The sequence below is a fragment of the Tardiphaga sp. 42S5 genome (genome assembly GCF_034044155.1).
GTDB lineage: Bacteria > Pseudomonadota > Alphaproteobacteria > Rhizobiales > Xanthobacteraceae > Tardiphaga > Tardiphaga robiniae.
The window spans coordinates 3552327-3568180 of record NZ_CP139027.1 but is presented as its reverse complement, the minus strand read 5'-3'; the positions used below and the strand labels follow the sequence as shown (position 1 = coordinate 3568180).

Here is a 15854-nt window from a genome sequence, read left to right as displayed (position 1 = left end):
GGTGACTGCAGGCTCACTCCAGCGCGCGGGGGCGCCGCCATGAAACGCATTCTGGTCGTCGACGACGACCCGCTCGCGTCCATGTCCATTAGGCTGACACTGGAACACGAGGGCTTCGAAACCGTCTTGGCCGATGGTGGCGAGATCGGTTTATTGGCGCTGGAAGATACAAGCTTCGATGTGATGATCGTCGATATCTTCATGCCGCAAATGCGCGGGTTCGAATCCGTGCGCGCGTTTCATCAGCGTAGGCCTGGCGTGCCGCTGATCGCGATCTCCAGCTATACCTTCGCGCAATTCACGGCACCGGCCCCCGATTTCCTGCGCATGGTGATTGAGCTTGGCGCCACAAGCTGCCTGCGCAAACCCTTCTCCGCCGCGGCCCTGATCGCAGCTGTCCGCGAGTGCCTCGCCGACGCACAAGCGCCGCAGACGCTGATGATTGATGACTGATGATCAGGCGTCAGCCATATCGCCGTGATCGCTCTTCGCCGGCGATTTCTTCTTGCTACCTTTGGTGTTCAGGAAGCGAATATCGATCTGCGCACCGTTCACCTTGACCAGCTCGCAGCGGCGATAGGCAAGTCCGGTCGATGACAGCAACAGGAAGAATTCCTTGAGGTTAAGGCCCTCGATGGAGGTCTCGAGAATCAACTCGGCGTCGTGACTCGACACAGCCTTCAACACGCAACTGCGTCGCCACGTGCCGTCGATGGCCATGATCCAGACATTGTAGCCGCGCCCGAAAATGACGCGCCCGTTCGTTACAGCTTCTTCTGCCATGACCGCTCCTACGCCCGCATACTGGCGGGAGACGTCTTCAGTCCGGCACCCATGTCGGGCACGATCGATGGCGACGCTTGCGCACTCACCGGCAGATAGACACCGCGACGATTGGGGCAAACCCGATAGCGGTCGGTGAGACCGATCACGGTCTCGGCTGCGCCCAGAAACAGATAGCCGTCAGGTTCGCTGGCTTTTGCAAGTCTGCCGAAGATCTCGGTCTTGGTCGCCTGATCGAAATAAATCAGCACATTGCGGCAGAAGATGACGTCGAACTTGCCGAGATGTGCGTAGTCCTGCAGCAGGTTGAACTGCTTGAACTGAACCATCGCGCGGATGTCAGCATTGAGCTGCCACGTCGTGCCGGTCTGCTTGAAGTGTTTCACCAGCAACTGGATCGGCAGGCCGCGCTGCACCTCGAACTGGGTGTAGACGCCAGTGCGTGATTTTTCGAGCACTTCGGGCGAGAGATCCGTGGCCACAATCTCGACGCGCCACCCCGTCAGCGCGGCGCCGAGTTCCTTCATGATCATTGCGAGCGAATATGGCTCCTGCCCGGTCGAGCCGGCGGCGCACCAGATCCGCAGGCTACGCTTGCCTGCGCGAGCCTTGATCAGGTCGGGAATGACCGAGTTCTGAAAATGCTCGAACGGTGTCTTGTCGCGAAAGAAGAAGGTCTCGTTGGTGGTCATGGCTTCCACCACATCCGAGATCATCGGCTCGGAGCCAGCTTTCATCTTCTGAACGAGTTCGCTGATCCCGGCGACACCGGCCTTGCGCGCCAACGGCATCAATCTGCTTTCGAGCAGGTACTTCTTGTCGGCCGACAGCACCAGTCCGGAACGATCTTTCAGGATCTTCTGCAAATACTCATAATCGATAGGGGTCATGGTCTCTTTCTAAGACGCAACGCCGGTCCAAATGACTTGCAGCGACGACTGTATGCCGCTCCGTGCAAAAAGCACGTAGTACACGATTGCAGCAAATGACTAAGAGATCGCCAAGACACCGCAAGACGTTGCACGAGATTTCCTGCGCCGGGCACAAAGTTGAGAAGCGCGGCAACATAACCGCTGCACGCGGTAGCCAGTAACCTGCGAAACAAAACACTCACCAAGCGCGTGGGCGGGAGGCGGCGTCAATTGACAATAAAAAAAGCCGGCGCTTTCGCGCCGGCTTCAATGTCTCGCTATCTTGTAGCGTCAGGCTGCACGTACGGCATTGAGGAACTTGCTGACCTCGACCTTCAAACGCGTGCTGTCGGACGACAGCGACTGCGCTGCGGACAGCACCTGCGAGGATGCCGAGCCGGTCTCGCTGGCGCCGCGCTGTACGTCGGTGATGTTCGCAGACACCTGCATGGTGCCCTGCGCCGCCTGCTGGACGTTGCGGGAGATTTCCTGCGTCGCGGCGCCCTGCTCTTCCACTGCCGACGCAATCGTCGACGCGATCTCGGACATCCGGCCGATGGTGTCTCCGATCTCCTTGATGGCTCCGACAGACTCCTGCGTTGCTGCCTGGATGCCAGAAATCTGCGTCGAGATCTCGCCGGTGGCTTTCGCCGTCTGCTCGGCCAGCGCCTTCACTTCCGATGCGACCACCGCGAAGCCACGACCGGCTTCGCCGGCGCGTGCCGCTTCAATCGTTGCATTGAGTGCCAGAAGATTGGTCTGGCCGGCGATGTTGTTGATCAGCTCGACGACGTCACCGATGCGCGCTGCCGCATTGGCCAACGCGCTGACGCGATCGTTGGTGAGACGTGCCTGATCCACAGCCTGGTTGGCGATGCTTGCCGATTCCTGCACCTGACGGCTGATTTCGTTCACCGATGAGGCCATCTCTTCAGTCGCGGACGCAACCGACTGCACATTGGTCGAGGCTTCCTCCGAAGCGGCTGCCACGGTCGTGGTCAGCTCCCGCGAACGTTCGGCGGTCGCGGTCAGCGTGCTGGCAGAGGCTTCCAGTTCGGTCGAAGCCGACGACACCGTCTCGACGATCTCGCCGATCATCGTTTCGAATTCGCGGGTGATGTTGTCGACGCGGCGACCGCGCTCGATCTTGGCTTCTGCATCGGCTGCTGCTGCTTCGTCCGCCGCGCGCTTGTCGATCAGCGCCTGCTTGAACACCTGCAGCGCGTCTCCCATCGTGCCGATCTCGGTCTTCATGCCCTGGTGCGGCACGATGGCGGTCAGATCGCCCTGGCCCAACGCCTGCATCGGCTTGACGATCGATGCGATGCCGCTGGAAACGTCCCGCACAAGATAGATGCCAATGCCAATACCAAGCATGGCCGAGACGACGAGGATCGCGACAACCATCGTGAAGGCTGCATCGTAACTAGCGACGGCTTCGGCGCCCGCCGTGTCCGAGCCTCGCAGATTAAGCTCGATATCCTTGTTGAGAAGTTCGTCGGCCTTCAGGCCGATCTGATTGACCGTCTTGCTGTTCAGCAGATTGGCTTCCTGCGGCATCTTGCCTACGCTCTTGCGCGAGAGATCCATCACCTCGAGCGTGCCTTTCTTGTAGGCGTCCCAGACCTTGCCCCATTCTTCGTAGAGCGCGCGCTCCTCCGGCGAGGTGATCAGCTTCTCATACTTCGCGCGGATAGCGGTGTTGCTCGCCACCACCATCTCGAGCGTTTTCTCATTGGCCAGCTTCTCCTCCAACGTCTCGGACAGCATGTGCTGACGGATCACGTTGCGATAGGTGATGACGCCGGAGCGCAGATCGCCGAGGAGACGCACGCTTGGCAGCCAGCTGGTCTGAATATCCACCGCATTGGCGTTGATCGCCTGCATCTTCCGGACCGCGAGCAAGCCCAGACCCGTCATCGCAAGCAGCAAAAATGAAAGAACAATGGTGATCTTGGCGCGAATAGACAGGCTGGCGAGCATGACGAAGGGTCCCTCGGTTTTCGACCGTTGGTCCGCAATGTGCGGGGTGTCGTGGAAATGAAGCAGTCAGCAGAGGTGCAATGGCAAAGCGGCGAACACGGGGGTCGATGACTTTCTTGTTATCAAGTCCCGCTCCTGCAATTTGTAGGTATTATGTAAACCGTTGGTAAAGGTGTGACATTCTGACTGAACAAAATGAACCGAAGCTCTCTTTTTCGATGTCCTGCAATATCAGCCAGTTAACGACAGTCATCTGAGGTTGACAACCACAACTTCACTACTTGTGGACGCGCGCCGGCGTAGGGCAGCGGCGACATCGTGCCTCTGGGTAAAGCAGCGAATCAAAAATGCAACTTTTGGTTCCGGCGACTAACGTTGCTGACCTGGAGTTTATCCAACGCTCAGCGCGAGAAACGAAGCGACGTGCGAGCACGACTGAACGTGCCGGCTGCGGAACCAGGAGCAATCCGGTCCGGGTATTTATCTCACAATCAGATTATAGCCGCCCAACTGCATCCTCATCTGAAGATAGTAGCTGCGCCCCGTGCCGGTTGATTTGATAGGTCTGGGACGACATGCAGCTGGGACACCGGAACGTCCTCCGATCGCCGGGCAGGCTGGCTCTAGGCTGCGCCACAATCTTGATAAGAGTGCGTGCCGCCCCGCAACGACGGCACAGCAATAGATCGACTGCTGGTAGTTTCGTTGCTCTCACATCGATACCTCCGCGGGTGAAGTCATCGACTCAAGTCCGGTTGTCTTGTTCCGTTCCACAACTTTTACTACGCGGTACTACGCTGCAGCGCTCCTGATGATCGCCCGACAGCTTTCAGAGAGTTCCTTCGCCTCAGCTTGGAGCGCGCCGGTAATGGTGAAGGTGCGGCCCCCAAGCACCTTTCTGAACATGTTCCGGACGACATACTGCACCCAGTCGTCATCACAGCGCTGGGCATTCATATCGAGCTGGTGTTCAGCGCAGCGCCTGGCTTGCCACTTTCCAGCAACACGGAACCAAGCCGCCTCGATCATCGCGTGCTCGTGAGAATGAGCAGCAATCCCGCCGTGCCAACCCGAGATGATCGCGGAAATCAATGAAGCTCAGCGGCAGCGCCACCGCGACATAATGGCACACCGTTGTCCCATCTGTCGGCGACGTCCTTCAAACGCAGGATGTCGAAATTTCCATGCCCGGCGATAACAAGCTTTAGGCTCGGCAGGTGACCTATGGCTCGGACTTATCTCCAACCAGAAGTGGTGGAACGACCGGCCGATCCGTTCGTCAACCAGAGGCTGCGGCCCTCATGGGCGCAGGGACGCGAGCCGACGATCTATCAAATCGTGCGGGATGCCCAGTCCACGAGTTTCAACACCCCCGACATGCCTGGAACCTCGGAGGAAGCCGACGATTTATCAAGGCTGCAGCGGTGCATTCAGGAAATAGAGAGCGCCACCGGCCTTGAGTTATCGGTCGGACACTTCGCACTCGATATGACAGCCGCGGATATGGTCAAGGCGATCGTATCCGGGAAGGCAACCGCCAAAGCCTTGGGCGTGCAAGCTGATCTACGTCCAATCCTGTTCCTGTTGCCAGGATCCCTCGGTTACGGTCCGAGCATGGCCGCTTTTGCAGCGGGGCTCGGCAAGATCGCCCGGGTCGTCCCGATCAAATACCCCGACCTGGGGAGCATCCTCGCCGGAAACAATACGGTCGCCTCTATGGCAGATGCCGCGGTGGAGCAAATCCGCCGGAGCCAACCCGTCGGACATGTTCGCCTTCTCGGCCATTCCCTTGGTGGTGTGGTGGCATTCGAAGTTGCGGCGCGGCTGCTGGAAGCACGGCGGTCCATCAAGTTCCTGGGGATTCTCGATACAGCGATTATCAACGAGGGCCGCGATTACCGGGAGACGCTCGCCCGAACGTTGCGGCGGCTCCGCGCCAATCGCGTGAACATTTCGCGGATAGCCTGCCGAGCACTCGCGAAGGTTACGGCTGCAATCGGTGGCGAGGCATCCCTTACCTGGATGCTTGGTCGCTATACGCGGGGGAAGTTCAACGCCACCAGCTTCCGAATTAGGCTTGAACTGCAAGAGGTGTTGCGGTCACGAGCTTTCTACCGATGGCTGGCGTCGCCCAAACCGTCTTTGCCGATCGGGGCTACACTGTTTCGCTGCAACCGAGATGGAGCACCGCACGCGCTTGGCTGGGATTGCGCCCTCGCGAGCCTGGATGTGATCCCCATCGCAGGCACGCATATCGAGCTCGTCGTCGAGCCCTACCTCGCCACCAACCTTCCCTTGGTCGAGAGTGCGGTCGTGCAAACCTACATGCCGGCCGAATTTTGCAAGCCGAAAGCGCTGTCATGACACTTGCTGCGCACATTCCGACTGCGCGGGAGTTCGACAATAACGTATTGGCGCTCGATCCCGCGGCCGAAGTCGAGAGGATTGTCCAGACGTTACGCGAGCAGGTCCTGGGCGTGTTGGGGCGCCGCGGCGCCGTCGTTGGTCTTTCCGGTGGCATCGACAGTTCCGTCGTCGCGGCGCTGTGCGTGCGTGCATTCGGCAACGACAAGGTCCTGGGCATCTTCATGCCCGAGCACCATTCCTCGGACGATTCACTGAGGCTCGGCCGCAGCTGGGCAGCACAGCTTGGCATCGACACGGTGTTGGAAGACATATCGCCCGCCCTCGAAGGGCTCGGCGCCTATCGCCGGCAGATCGAGGCAATCCGGACCGTCGTTCCCGAATATGACGAGGGCTGGAAATGCAAGCTGGTGCTACCGTCGGTTCTCGCGAGCAACGGATTGAATATCACCCGTCTCACGGTTCAGAGCCGCGACGGCAGCACCCGCACCGTTCGTCTTTCGTCAAACGCCTATCGCCAGATCGTCGCCGCGACCAATTTCAAGCAGCGCGTTCGCAAGATGACGGAGTACTACCACGCCGATCGCCTCCGATACGCGGTCGCCGGCACACCGAACCGTCTCGAGCACGACCTGGGCTTTTTCGTCAAGCAGGGCGACGGAATTGCGGACGTGATGCCGATCGCCCATCTCTACAAGACACAGGTCTATCAGCTCGCGGAATATCTTGAGGTCGAGGAGGAGATCCAGCGCAGGCCACCGACCACGGATACGTTCTCGATGCCGCAGAGCCAGGAGGAGTTCTATTTTGCGCTGCCTTATCACCAGATGGATCTGTGCCTTTACGCGGTGAATCACGGGATTCCGTCAGACGAAGTCGCAGAGGCTATCGGACTGACAGCAGCCCAGGTCGATTTGGTATTCAGGGATATTGACGCCAAGCGTCGTGTCACGCGCTACCTCCACGCACGACCCCTGCTCGTCACTCAAGTATTCGAGGACTAACCTGCATGTGCGGTGTCGCGGGCATAGTGTCAGTAAGCGCCGCCGCAGGGCCCCCCTCTCGCGAAGCCTTGATGCGCATGCTCGGCGCGCTCGCCCATCGCGGCCCGGACGAGCGCGGCCTATACCGGGACGAACGCGCGGGATTGGCACATGCCCGTTTGTCCATCATCGACATTTCGAGCGGTCAGCAGCCTCTCGCGGACGCGAGCGGCACGACGTGGATCGTGTTCAACGGCGAAATCTTCAACTACGTTGAGTTGCGTGAGAAGCTGATCAGGCTTGGTTACAGGTTCCGGACCCGCAGCGACACGGAGGTCATCGTCAACGCCTATCGGGCCTGGGGCGAGAACGCCTTCGAGCGGATGACCGGACAGTGGGCGCTCGCGATCTGGGACTCGGTAGCCCGTCGTCTGGTGTTGGCGCGCGATCGCACCGGCATTTGCCCTTTGCATTTCTGCGAGCGCGAAGGTCGACTGTATTTCGCCAGCGAAGTGAAGGCCATCTTCGCGGCGGATGCAGTGATTCCCCGCACCTTCGATCCAGTCGGCATCGATCAGACATTCACTCTCTGGACCGTTGTGCCGCCGCAGAGCGTGTTCCAAGGGATCAAGGAACTCATCCCGGGACATTTCCGCATTTATGAAAACGGCGACATTCGCGAGAAAGCGTTCTGGAAGCCGCGATATCCCCAATTGTCCAGTTCGCGCGACGGCCAGTTTGCTGGTTCACTCGACGATGCCGTGAAGCAGGTGCGTAGCGCTTTGGAATCCGCGACGTCGCTTCGAATGGTACGCTCCGACGTAAGCGTCGGCAGCTATTTGTCCGGCGGGCTCGACAGTTCGCTTATTGCGGCAATGGGATGCCACTTTGCCGGCGAACGCTTCCAAACTTTCTCACTGCGTTTTGCTGACGCTGAATATGATGAGACCGACTTCCAGCGACTGGTTGCCCGTGTCACCGGGAGTGAGCACCATGAAGTGGTGGTTTCGCGCAGTGACATCGCCGAGATTTTTCCGCAGGTCATCTACCATACCGAGCGCCCGATCTTGAGAACCGCGCCAGCGCCGTTGTTCCTGCTGTCGCGCCTGGTGCGCGCCTGCGGCGTCAAGGTTGTGCTGTCCGGCGAAGGCGCCGACGAAATGTTTGCCGGTTACGATCTCTTTCGCGAAGGCAAGGTCCGCCGGTTCTGGGGCCGGCAACCCACTTCGACACGCCGCGCGCGACTGCTTGAGCGTCTCTACCCTTATCTCACACGCTCGCCGGTACGGCAGCAGGCAATGGCCCGGCAGTTTTTTGGGCGCAATCTGTCGGAGCACGCCGCGCCGGGCTTCGCGCATGACACCCGCTGGCGAACGACCAGCGGCATCAAACGACTGTTCTCCAGCGACATGTGCGCGGAGTCGGCGAGGCACGATGCGGTTTCCGACTTGATCGCCAGTCTGCCTCCGGAATTCACGCAATGGAGCTCCCTCGCGCAGGATGAATATCTGGAAATCAAAACACTGCTGTCGGGATATCTCCTGTCTTCTCAGGGCGACCGAATGCTCATGGCTCATTCAGTTGAAGGACGCTTTCCTTTCCTTGACGAGGATGTGGTCGCGCTGGCGAATTCGCTGCCGCCCGCCTACAAGCTCCGCGTCCTTGACGAGAAGCACGTTCTGAAGCGCGTCGCAGAGCCGATCGTGCCGTCGGACATCATCGCCCGCAAGAAGCAGCCGTTCCGCGCGCCCGACGCTCTATGTTTCGTTGGCCGCGATACGCCCACCTATATCGACGACGCGCTTTCGGAAACGGCTATTCGCGAAGCAAACGTCTTCGATCCCGACGCGGTCGCGCGCCTGCGGAGCAAGTGCCGGACACAGGCCGCAACCGGCAACGGCGATCTCTCGAACTCCGACAACATGGCGCTGGTCGGCGTGCTATCGACCCAGCTCCTGCATCAACAGTTCATCGCAAGCCGTCCTGGTGGGCGCCACGCTCTGGAGCTGACCGTCGATATCGATCGCGAGCACCGGGTTGAGGGGGCCCTTTCCTGATGCATGGTCCCGTACCCCTCCTGCATGATTACCTCATCCACTCCGCCCGTCATCTCGGTGAAAAGGTGGCGCTGGTGTGCGGCAAGCATCGCATCAGCTATGGTGAGCTCGACGCGCGCTCCAACGCAATCGCGAATTATCTGGTCACGAGCGGAGTCGGACGTGGCGATCGGGTGATTATCTTTGCCGACAACACTGTGGAGACCGTCGTCAGTTTCTGGGCCGTGCTGAAGGCGAATGCCGTGGTGTGCATCGTCAATCCGCTCACCAAGCGCGACAAGCTTGGCTACCTGCTCAATGATTGCCAACCGTCGGCACTTATCACCGACAAGCATCTCTTGCCTATATTCAAGGAGCCCGCGCAGGCATGCCCGTCATTGCGGCGGGTGATCGTTTCCGGGCCCATCGACGACGCCGAGCTGACGGGGCTGCCCCATGCGGTACGCTGGAGCGAGGCAGGCGCCGCCGGCCACGACGTAGCTCCCGCGCGCAGCTCCATCGATATCGATCTTGCGGCCATCGTGTACACCTCTGGATCGACGGGCGATCCCAAAGGCGTGATGCTGACGCACCGGAACATGCTGGCCGCGTGCACGTCGATCGCCTCATATCTCGCGCTACGCGAAGACGAGGTCATTTTGAATGTCCTGCCGCTCGCCTTCGATTACGGCCTGTATCAAATGATCATGGCGTTTCGCACGGGAGCGCGGCTGGTCCTCGAACGGTCATTCGCTTTTCCAGCACAGATTCTCGGGCTCATCGCCGAGGAGCGGGTGACCGGCCTGCCCGGCGTGCCGACGATCTTCTCGACACTGTCGGGGCTCAAGTCGATCAAGGAGCACGATCTCTCGAGTATCCGCTATGTCACGAACACCGGAGCTGCACTGCCGATGAAGCACATCCGTCTGCTGCAGGATCTGTTCCCGGAAGCGCGCATTTATTCCATGTACGGCCTCACTGAATGCAAGCGCTGCACCTTTCTGCCCCCGGAGGATATCGATCGAAAGCCGCTGAGCGTAGGGATCGCCATCCCGAATACCGAGATGTGGATTCTCGACGAGCGCGACAGACGCGTGGGCCCCGACGTGGTCGGCCAGCTTGTCATTCGCGGCGCGACGGTGATGCGAGGCTATTGGGGCAAGCCAGAGGCCACGGCCAGAAAACTCAAGGCTGGTCCGCTGCCAGGCGAGCAGGTTCTGTACACCGGTGACTACTGCCGGATGGACGCGGAAGGTTACCTCTACTTCGTTGGCCGCAGCGACGAGATCATAAAGTCCCGAGGCGAGAAGATCGCTCCCAAGGAAGTGGAGAACGTACTGATGGATATTGCGGGCGTGAGGGAAGCCGCGGTCATCGGCATTCCCGATGAGCTCCTCGGACAGGCGGTCAAGGCGTTTGTCGTTATCGAGCAGGACATAACACTGAGCGAGAAGCAGATTCAAAAAGAGTGCCAGCGACGCCTCGAAAGCTTCATGGTGCCGAAGTGTATTGTGATCGTGCCTAGCCTGCCGCGAACGAATACAGCAAAACTCAACAAGAGAGCACTGCAGGAGTCGATTTCCGAATGATCCGATCGTGACTTTTCTTTACGCATTGGAGTTGAAACATGTTGCTAGTCAGGGAACCACTCGAGACCTATCGAAGGCAAGTTCGCGATTTCTTGCTGTCGAACTTCTACATTGCTGAAGCCAACTCGCTTGAGGTCGGCACATCGCTGCTCGATCAAGGCATCATCGACTCGACGGGAGTGCTCGAGGTCATCGGGTTCATCGAGGAGACCTTCGGCATCACGGTCGAAGACAGCGAGCTCTTGCCTGAGAACCTCGATTCCATCGAGGGAATTGCACGCTTCGTCATGAGCAAGAAGAGCTGATGTTTGTCTGCAGCGTCCAGACCGTGCCTCGAACGCCACCGCAGCGGTTCAGGAGCTTGCACCTTTGCGGTATCCCATAACGACGCGGCCTTCGCCCGTTTCGTTCGTTACCACGCTGATGCTCTCGTAGCTCTTGTTGCGCTCAAGAAGGGTTGTCACCTGCCGCTCCTGACCGGAGCCGACCTCGAACAAGAGGATGCCGCCCGGCCGCAAATGTCGGACTGCGTCCTTCGTAACCCGCATATGGATGCTAAGTCCGTAAGGACCGGCTGCGAATGCCTCACGTGGTTCGAGTTCGAGCAAGGGGGCACGATCGCCTTTGAGTCGCGTTTCCGAGATATAGGGTGGGTTGCAGACGATCAGGTCGATGGTCCCATCCAGCGACAGATCTGAAAAAGCGTCGAACAGATCGCCCTGAAGCACCGACATGCGTTGCGTGAGTCCGTGATAGGCGACATTGCGACGTGCGACAGTAACACATCCATCGGTTAGGTCGCTCGCCCAGACGCGTGCGTCGGGGATCTTGAGAGCGATGGCGCATGCCAGATTGCCTGCGCCGCAGCACATGTCGATCACCCGCGGTTCCGGCACGTTCAACTGACGCAGAGCATCGACAGCGCTCGCGCAAAGCAATTCGGTTTCCGGCCGGGGCACGAGCGCACCGGGTGCAACCAGCAGCTCTATTCCCATAAATAGCGTGCGTCCCTTATCGTAAGCTTTGGCGACGTTGATCACTTCGCTCATTGCGGTCACCCTGCCTGGACGTTGCGCGATAACTGTTGCATGCGGCGTGACCATGCACCGGACAGAACCATGCCCTGTCCATGTGGCAATGGCGGTAGTCACAATGAGGTAGATGGGCCGATAGCGGCAATGCAGTTGTTTTCGGCAGCGCACCTTACGCATTTTGGCGATGCGGCGCCCCACCGGCTGCGTGGTCATCCGACGACGCAGACCTCGCTCTGACTTCGGCCACTTCGAGGCTGCGTGGTATTTGCCTGTCCCGCTTTTCAAGTTCTCATGAACGGGGCCGCGGCGATCCGGCACCCTGTCCGGCGAGCTAACGATTCGTGACGATGGCTTCGTTGGCCGTTTGCTGCTATGGCGCTCTTGGTATCAACGAGGCTGAGGCCTTACGTTGTTTTTTATATTGTCCAAGACTCTTGGCAACGCACTTGCGCCGGTCAATTTCCTGATCGGCCTCGGTGTGCTCGGCGCGATCCTTTCGGCAACACGACTTTCTTCGCTTGGCCGCGGGCTTATGATCACAGCCGCCGTGCTGCTTGTGGTGGCCGCGTTTTCGCCGGCTGGAAGATTGCTGCTCTATCCGCTTGAATCGCGCTTCCCGCCCTGGGATCCGGGACAGCGTGCGCCTGACGGCATCATCGTGCTCGGCGGCTCGATCGATGCCGATGTTTCACTTGCGCGTGACACGCCGGTCGTCCGTCGCTCGCCCGACCGCATCATCGCAGCCGCAGCGCTGGCGCGACAATATCCGAATGCACGTGTGGTGTTTACCGGCGGCAGTCCGAGGCTGGTGTCGGATGCCAGAGAGGCCGATTACGCCGCCGCGATCTTCGAGAGCCTTGGAGTCGACAGATCGCGGTTGCTCATGGAGCGGCAATCGCGCAACACGCATGAGAACGCCGAATTCACCAAAGCGCTCGTGGCGCCGAAGGCGGGCGAGCGCTGGGTTCTGGTGACATCAGCGTTCCATATGCCGCGATCGATTGGCTTGTTTCGCAAAGCCGGATTTCCGGTCGAGGCTTATCCGGTCGACTGGTGGGTCGGCGGTCGGCGCGACGCACTTTCCTTCACCACCCTCGCCCTCGACGGGCTGTCGCGGACCGACATTGCGGTGCGCGAATGGTTCGGGCTCATTGCCTATCGAATCACGGGGCGGATCGACGACTTGCTGCCGGGCGCCGATGAACGTTGATTCTCTGGGCCAGAGACATGGCAAGCGGCAAGCGCCGCAGGCCATCGGAAGCCAAAAGCCATCTATAGCCACGCCGTCGCAGGTAATGCCCGGACGCTATTCGGGCCTCGTATGGGCCATTGTTGTGGACCACCGGATTTTCTCGAAACGGCTGCGGGTTAGAAGTCTTTGATCTACGAAGGGAAATTCGAGTGTGGCTGGGGAACTAGGATTCGAACCTAGACAAACAGAGTCAGAGTCTGTTGTGCTACCGTTACACCATTCCCCAAACGATTCAGAGACTTACAGGAAAATCCAGTCTGGAATCGGTCGGAACAGAGATGCTCATCTCGTTCGGGCGCGTTCTAGCCCGTCCGCCGGACAAAGCGCAAGGCCTCTGGACGGAAATGACAGCTCATTGACACCACTGGCAATGGGCAGGCCACACAAGGCGCGGCCTGCCCGGTCGCCTCGCCCTATTCGCCCGGTCCACCGACCGGGATGGCCATCGGCTCCGGCGCCAGGCGCCTGCTGAGCGCCAGATAGACACCGCCGCCCACGACGATGCCCGCCAGCCAGCTCAGATCCGCGCCGCCGAGAAGGTTGATCGAGATCGGCCCCTGCAACGCAGGCACCAGGCCATCCTGGAACAGCCAGGTGGCGATCAGTCCGGCGAAGAACGCGATCATGCCGCTCCAGTTGATATCGCCATAGATGCTGGTCTCCGGCGACTTGTAGAGTTCGGCGATATCGATCTGGCTCTTCCGCCTGACGAAGAAATCGGCCAACACCACGCCGGCATAGGGGCTCATCCACATCAGCAGGCTGATCAGCCAGTTGTCGAAGGCCTTGGCAAAGGACGGCGCGAAGATGAAATACACCGTCACCGCATAGCCGGCGACGCCAACGATCAGCGCCAGCATCGTCCGCGAGAAGCGGACGCCCATGCTCAGCGCCGCGAGCGCCGACGAGTAGACGTTGAGGATATTGGTGGCGATCGGCCCGTGCAGCACCAGCAGCAGCACCAGAATGCTGGCGACGCCGCCGAACACGGCCGAGACCATCTTGGCGGGATCGGTGTCGAGCGTCACCGACGCGATGGTGGCACCGAGAATAGCTAGCCACACCGACGGCACGAACATGCCGACATAGCTGTACCAGAACACGGCTTTCGATGATGTCGAGCGCGGCACGAAGCGCGAATAGTCCGACGCCCAAGTCACCCACGAAATGCCCCAGCCCACGCCGACGGCGGTCATCAGCAGCGACAGCATCGCCAGATGCGGCCCCGGCGGCAGCGACGTGGTGTGATTCCAGTTGACGACACCGGGCTGGCTCCAGGCCAGCACGCTCATCAGCACCATGATCACCACCGTGACCGGCACGGTGTATTTCTCGAAGGTGCGGATCGCATAGAAACCATAGGTGCCGATCACCACCTGCGTGACCATCACGATGGTGATCACGACTAGATTGGCGAACCAGCTATCGGCGATGCCGAACTGGCCGAGAATGGCCATCGAGATCTTGACCGGGAAATAGGTGTTCACGCCGATCCAGCCGAGCGTCATCAGGAACATCAACAGGCTCGGCAAATAGGCGCCGCGGCGCCCGAAGGCCGAGCGCGCGAGGACCATCTGGTTGACGCCGGTCTTGTGGCCCATGACCGTGAAGGCCGCGAAGATCGCGGAGCCCGCCGCATTGCCGATGACGATGACCGCGATGGTTTCCCACAGACCGAGCTTGAGAATGATACCAAGCGCGCCGAGCGCCCAGTTCACCGGCGCGATATTGGCGCCGGCCCAGATCCACATCTGCTGCGGCCCGGTGGAATCCCGGTCGGCATCGGGGATCGGTTCGATACTGTGGATGTCTGCCCGCAACTCAGAGTTAGTCATGCTCGCCCCCACGTCAGAAACAACCTGACGTCAACAAAGCAAGACGCGTACCAATCCCGGCAGAGGGGCTTGCTACTTGTGGGGCACCGGCGGCGTTCCATGGGTGTGGAACGACTCGATGGTCTTGAGGCCCCAGGCCTGACCCTTCTTGCGCTCCTCCTCGGTCCAGACGATGGGCTTCCAGTCCGGCGCCAGGATCAGCCGTGCGCCGGCATTGGCGACTTCGACGCGGTTGCCGCCGGGCTCATAGACATAGAGGAAGAAGGTCTGCTGGATCGCATGCTTGTGCGGGCCGGTCTCGATGAAGACGCCGTTTTCCAGAAAGATATCAGCCGCGCGCAGAATGTCTTCGCGGCTGTCGAGCGCGTATGTGACGTGGTGAAAGCGCCCCTTGGTGCCGGAGTGATCGCGCGAATAGGCGAAGTCGTAGCTCTTGTTCGACATGGTCATCCACATCGCCGCTTCCGTGCCGTCATTGAGCACGATCTGCTCGGTCAGCCGGAGCCCCATATAGTGCTCGAAAAACTCGCGATTGGCCTTGATGTCCACCGCGAGGCAATTGAGGTGATCGAGCCGCCGCACATTGATGCCGCGCGCCGGATAGCGCTGCGCCTGATTTTTAAGCGCCGGCTTGAGTTCTGGCGGCGCCTCGTACCATTCGGTCTCGTAATAGAGTTCGACGATATGTCCGTCGGGATCGCGGCAGCGAAATGCCGGCCCATGGCCGAGATCGCCGTCGGTCCAGCCGATATCGTAGCCAGAGCCTTTCAGTGCCGCGACACGACGCTCCAGCGCCTGTGGGCTGCGGGCCCGCAGCGCCATATGCTCCATACCCGATGTGTTCGACGCCGTCAGCTTCAGCGAATAGCGCTCATAGTCGTCCCAGCCGCGCAGATAGACCGACTCGCCTTGCCGGCCCGACACGGTCATGCCCATGACGTCGACGAAGAATTTCAGGCTCTCGTCCGGCTTCGGCGTCAGCAATTCGAGATGACCGAGATGGGCGAGATCGAAAATGGGTTCGGGAGTCATTGGTCGTTTCCTCCAGTATTCTAGTCGAGCTTACTCGATCCCCTCATGGTGA

Annotated in this window: 14 protein-coding genes and 1 tRNA gene; 7 read left to right on the top strand and 8 right to left on the bottom strand. The window is 60.0% G+C overall.

The window, feature by feature from the left end; genetic code table 11:
• Positions 1-39 precede the first annotated feature (39 nt).
• Positions 40-453, top strand: coding sequence for a response regulator (locus SFY93_RS16435; RefSeq protein ID WP_320443866.1), 414 nt, complete (start codon positions 40-42; stop codon positions 451-453).
• Positions 454-456: 3 nt separating this feature from the next.
• Here the strand turns inward: SFY93_RS16435 and SFY93_RS16430 are convergent, their stop codons facing one another.
• The 4 genes from SFY93_RS16430 to SFY93_RS16415 all read right to left on the bottom strand — a co-directional run bounded on the left by SFY93_RS16430 (position 457) and on the right by SFY93_RS16415 (position 4769).
• Positions 457-783 (bottom strand): PilZ domain-containing protein, encoded by a 327-nt coding sequence (locus SFY93_RS16430; RefSeq protein WP_315841687.1) that lies wholly within the window; start codon positions 781-783, stop codon positions 457-459.
• Between the two features lie 8 nt (positions 784-791).
• Entirely contained in the window at positions 792-1673 is an 882-nt protein-coding gene (locus SFY93_RS16425) for a CheR family methyltransferase (RefSeq protein WP_320443865.1), read from the bottom strand.
• Between the two features lie 312 nt (positions 1674-1985).
• Positions 1986-3677 (bottom strand): methyl-accepting chemotaxis protein, encoded by a 1692-nt coding sequence (locus SFY93_RS16420; RefSeq protein ID WP_320443864.1) that lies wholly within the window; start codon positions 3675-3677, stop codon positions 1986-1988.
• 792 nt (positions 3678-4469) lie between these two features.
• Complete coding sequence (locus SFY93_RS16415) at positions 4470-4769, bottom strand: hypothetical protein (protein ID WP_320443863.1); 300 nt, start codon at positions 4767-4769, stop codon at positions 4470-4472.
• 132 nt (positions 4770-4901) lie between these two features.
• Between SFY93_RS16415 and SFY93_RS16410 the strand changes: the two genes are divergently transcribed.
• The 5 genes from SFY93_RS16410 to SFY93_RS16390 are packed head-to-tail and all read left to right on the top strand — an operon-like array spanning position 4902 to position 10954.
• Positions 4902-6041, top strand: a complete 1140-nt coding sequence (locus tag SFY93_RS16410) for a thioesterase domain-containing protein (RefSeq protein WP_320443862.1) — start codon at positions 4902-4904, stop codon at positions 6039-6041.
• The gene (nadE, locus tag SFY93_RS16405; RefSeq protein WP_320447789.1) at positions 6038-7045 is read left to right on the top strand and encodes an NAD(+) synthase; all 1008 of its coding nucleotides are present in this window, start codon (positions 6038-6040) and stop codon (positions 7043-7045) included. Before SFY93_RS16410 ends, nadE begins: the two co-directional genes overlap by 4 nt.
• Positions 7046-7050: 5 nt before the next feature.
• Positions 7051-9081, top strand: coding sequence for an asparagine synthase (glutamine-hydrolyzing) (gene asnB, locus SFY93_RS16400; RefSeq protein ID WP_320443861.1), 2031 nt, complete (start codon positions 7051-7053; stop codon positions 9079-9081).
• Positions 9081-10649 (top strand): class I adenylate-forming enzyme family protein, encoded by a 1569-nt coding sequence (locus tag SFY93_RS16395; protein ID WP_320443860.1) that lies wholly within the window; start codon positions 9081-9083, stop codon positions 10647-10649. Before asnB ends, SFY93_RS16395 begins: the two co-directional genes overlap by 1 nt.
• 38 nt (positions 10650-10687) lie before the next feature.
• Positions 10688-10954, top strand: a complete 267-nt coding sequence (locus SFY93_RS16390; protein ID WP_320443859.1) for an acyl carrier protein — start codon at positions 10688-10690, stop codon at positions 10952-10954.
• A gap of 48 nt (positions 10955-11002) precedes the next feature.
• Here the strand turns inward: SFY93_RS16390 and SFY93_RS16385 are convergent, their stop codons facing one another.
• A complete protein-coding gene (locus SFY93_RS16385; RefSeq protein WP_320443858.1) occupies positions 11003-11698 on the bottom strand; it encodes a N5-glutamine methyltransferase family protein in 696 nt (231 codons plus the stop codon).
• Between the two features lie 394 nt (positions 11699-12092).
• On the opposite strand from SFY93_RS16385, the gene SFY93_RS16380 reads away from it, so the two are divergent.
• Positions 12093-12893, top strand: a complete 801-nt coding sequence (locus SFY93_RS16380) for a YdcF family protein (protein WP_320443857.1) — start codon at positions 12093-12095, stop codon at positions 12891-12893.
• A 194-nt stretch (positions 12894-13087) separates the two neighbouring features.
• On the opposite strand, the gene SFY93_RS16375 is transcribed toward SFY93_RS16380, so the two are convergent.
• The 3 genes from SFY93_RS16375 to SFY93_RS16365 all read right to left on the bottom strand — a co-directional run bounded on the left by SFY93_RS16375 (position 13088) and on the right by SFY93_RS16365 (position 15802).
• Positions 13088-13161, bottom strand: a tRNA-Gln gene (locus tag SFY93_RS16375).
• 187 nt (positions 13162-13348) lie between these two features.
• Positions 13349-14770, bottom strand: coding sequence for a purine-cytosine permease family protein (locus SFY93_RS16370; RefSeq protein ID WP_175367361.1), 1422 nt, complete (start codon positions 14768-14770; stop codon positions 13349-13351).
• Positions 14771-14842: 72 nt separating this feature from the next.
• A complete protein-coding gene (locus SFY93_RS16365; RefSeq protein WP_068730601.1) occupies positions 14843-15802 on the bottom strand; it encodes a catechol 2,3-dioxygenase in 960 nt (319 codons plus the stop codon).
• Between the last annotated feature and the right edge of the window lie 52 nt (positions 15803-15854).

Coding starts and splice junctions, on each gene's coding strand:
- SFY93_RS16425 (WP_320443865.1), bottom strand. CDS start 1,673: ATGACCCCTATCGATTATGAGTATTTGCAGAAGATCCTGAAAGATCGT.
- SFY93_RS16385 (WP_320443858.1), bottom strand. CDS start 11,698: ATGAGCGAAGTGATCAACGTCGCCAAAGCTTACGATAAGGGACGCACG.
- SFY93_RS16370 (WP_175367361.1), bottom strand. CDS start 14,770: ATGACTAACTCTGAGTTGCGGGCAGACATCCACAGTATCGAACCGATC.
- SFY93_RS16390 (WP_320443859.1), top strand. CDS start 10,688: ATGTTGCTAGTCAGGGAACCACTCGAGACCTATCGAAGGCAAGTTCGC.
- SFY93_RS16395 (WP_320443860.1), top strand. CDS start 9,081: ATGCATGGTCCCGTACCCCTCCTGCATGATTACCTCATCCACTCCGCC.
- SFY93_RS16365 (WP_068730601.1), bottom strand. CDS start 15,802: ATGACTCCCGAACCCATTTTCGATCTCGCCCATCTCGGTCATCTCGAA.
- asnB (WP_320443861.1), top strand. CDS start 7,051: ATGTGCGGTGTCGCGGGCATAGTGTCAGTAAGCGCCGCCGCAGGGCCC.
- nadE (WP_320447789.1), top strand. CDS start 6,038: ATGACACTTGCTGCGCACATTCCGACTGCGCGGGAGTTCGACAATAAC.
- SFY93_RS16410 (WP_320443862.1), top strand. CDS start 4,902: ATGGCTCGGACTTATCTCCAACCAGAAGTGGTGGAACGACCGGCCGAT.
- SFY93_RS16420 (WP_320443864.1), bottom strand. CDS start 3,677: ATGCTCGCCAGCCTGTCTATTCGCGCCAAGATCACCATTGTTCTTTCA.
- SFY93_RS16435 (WP_320443866.1), top strand. CDS start 40: ATGAAACGCATTCTGGTCGTCGACGACGACCCGCTCGCGTCCATGTCC.
- SFY93_RS16430 (WP_315841687.1), bottom strand. CDS start 783: ATGGCAGAAGAAGCTGTAACGAACGGGCGCGTCATTTTCGGGCGCGGC.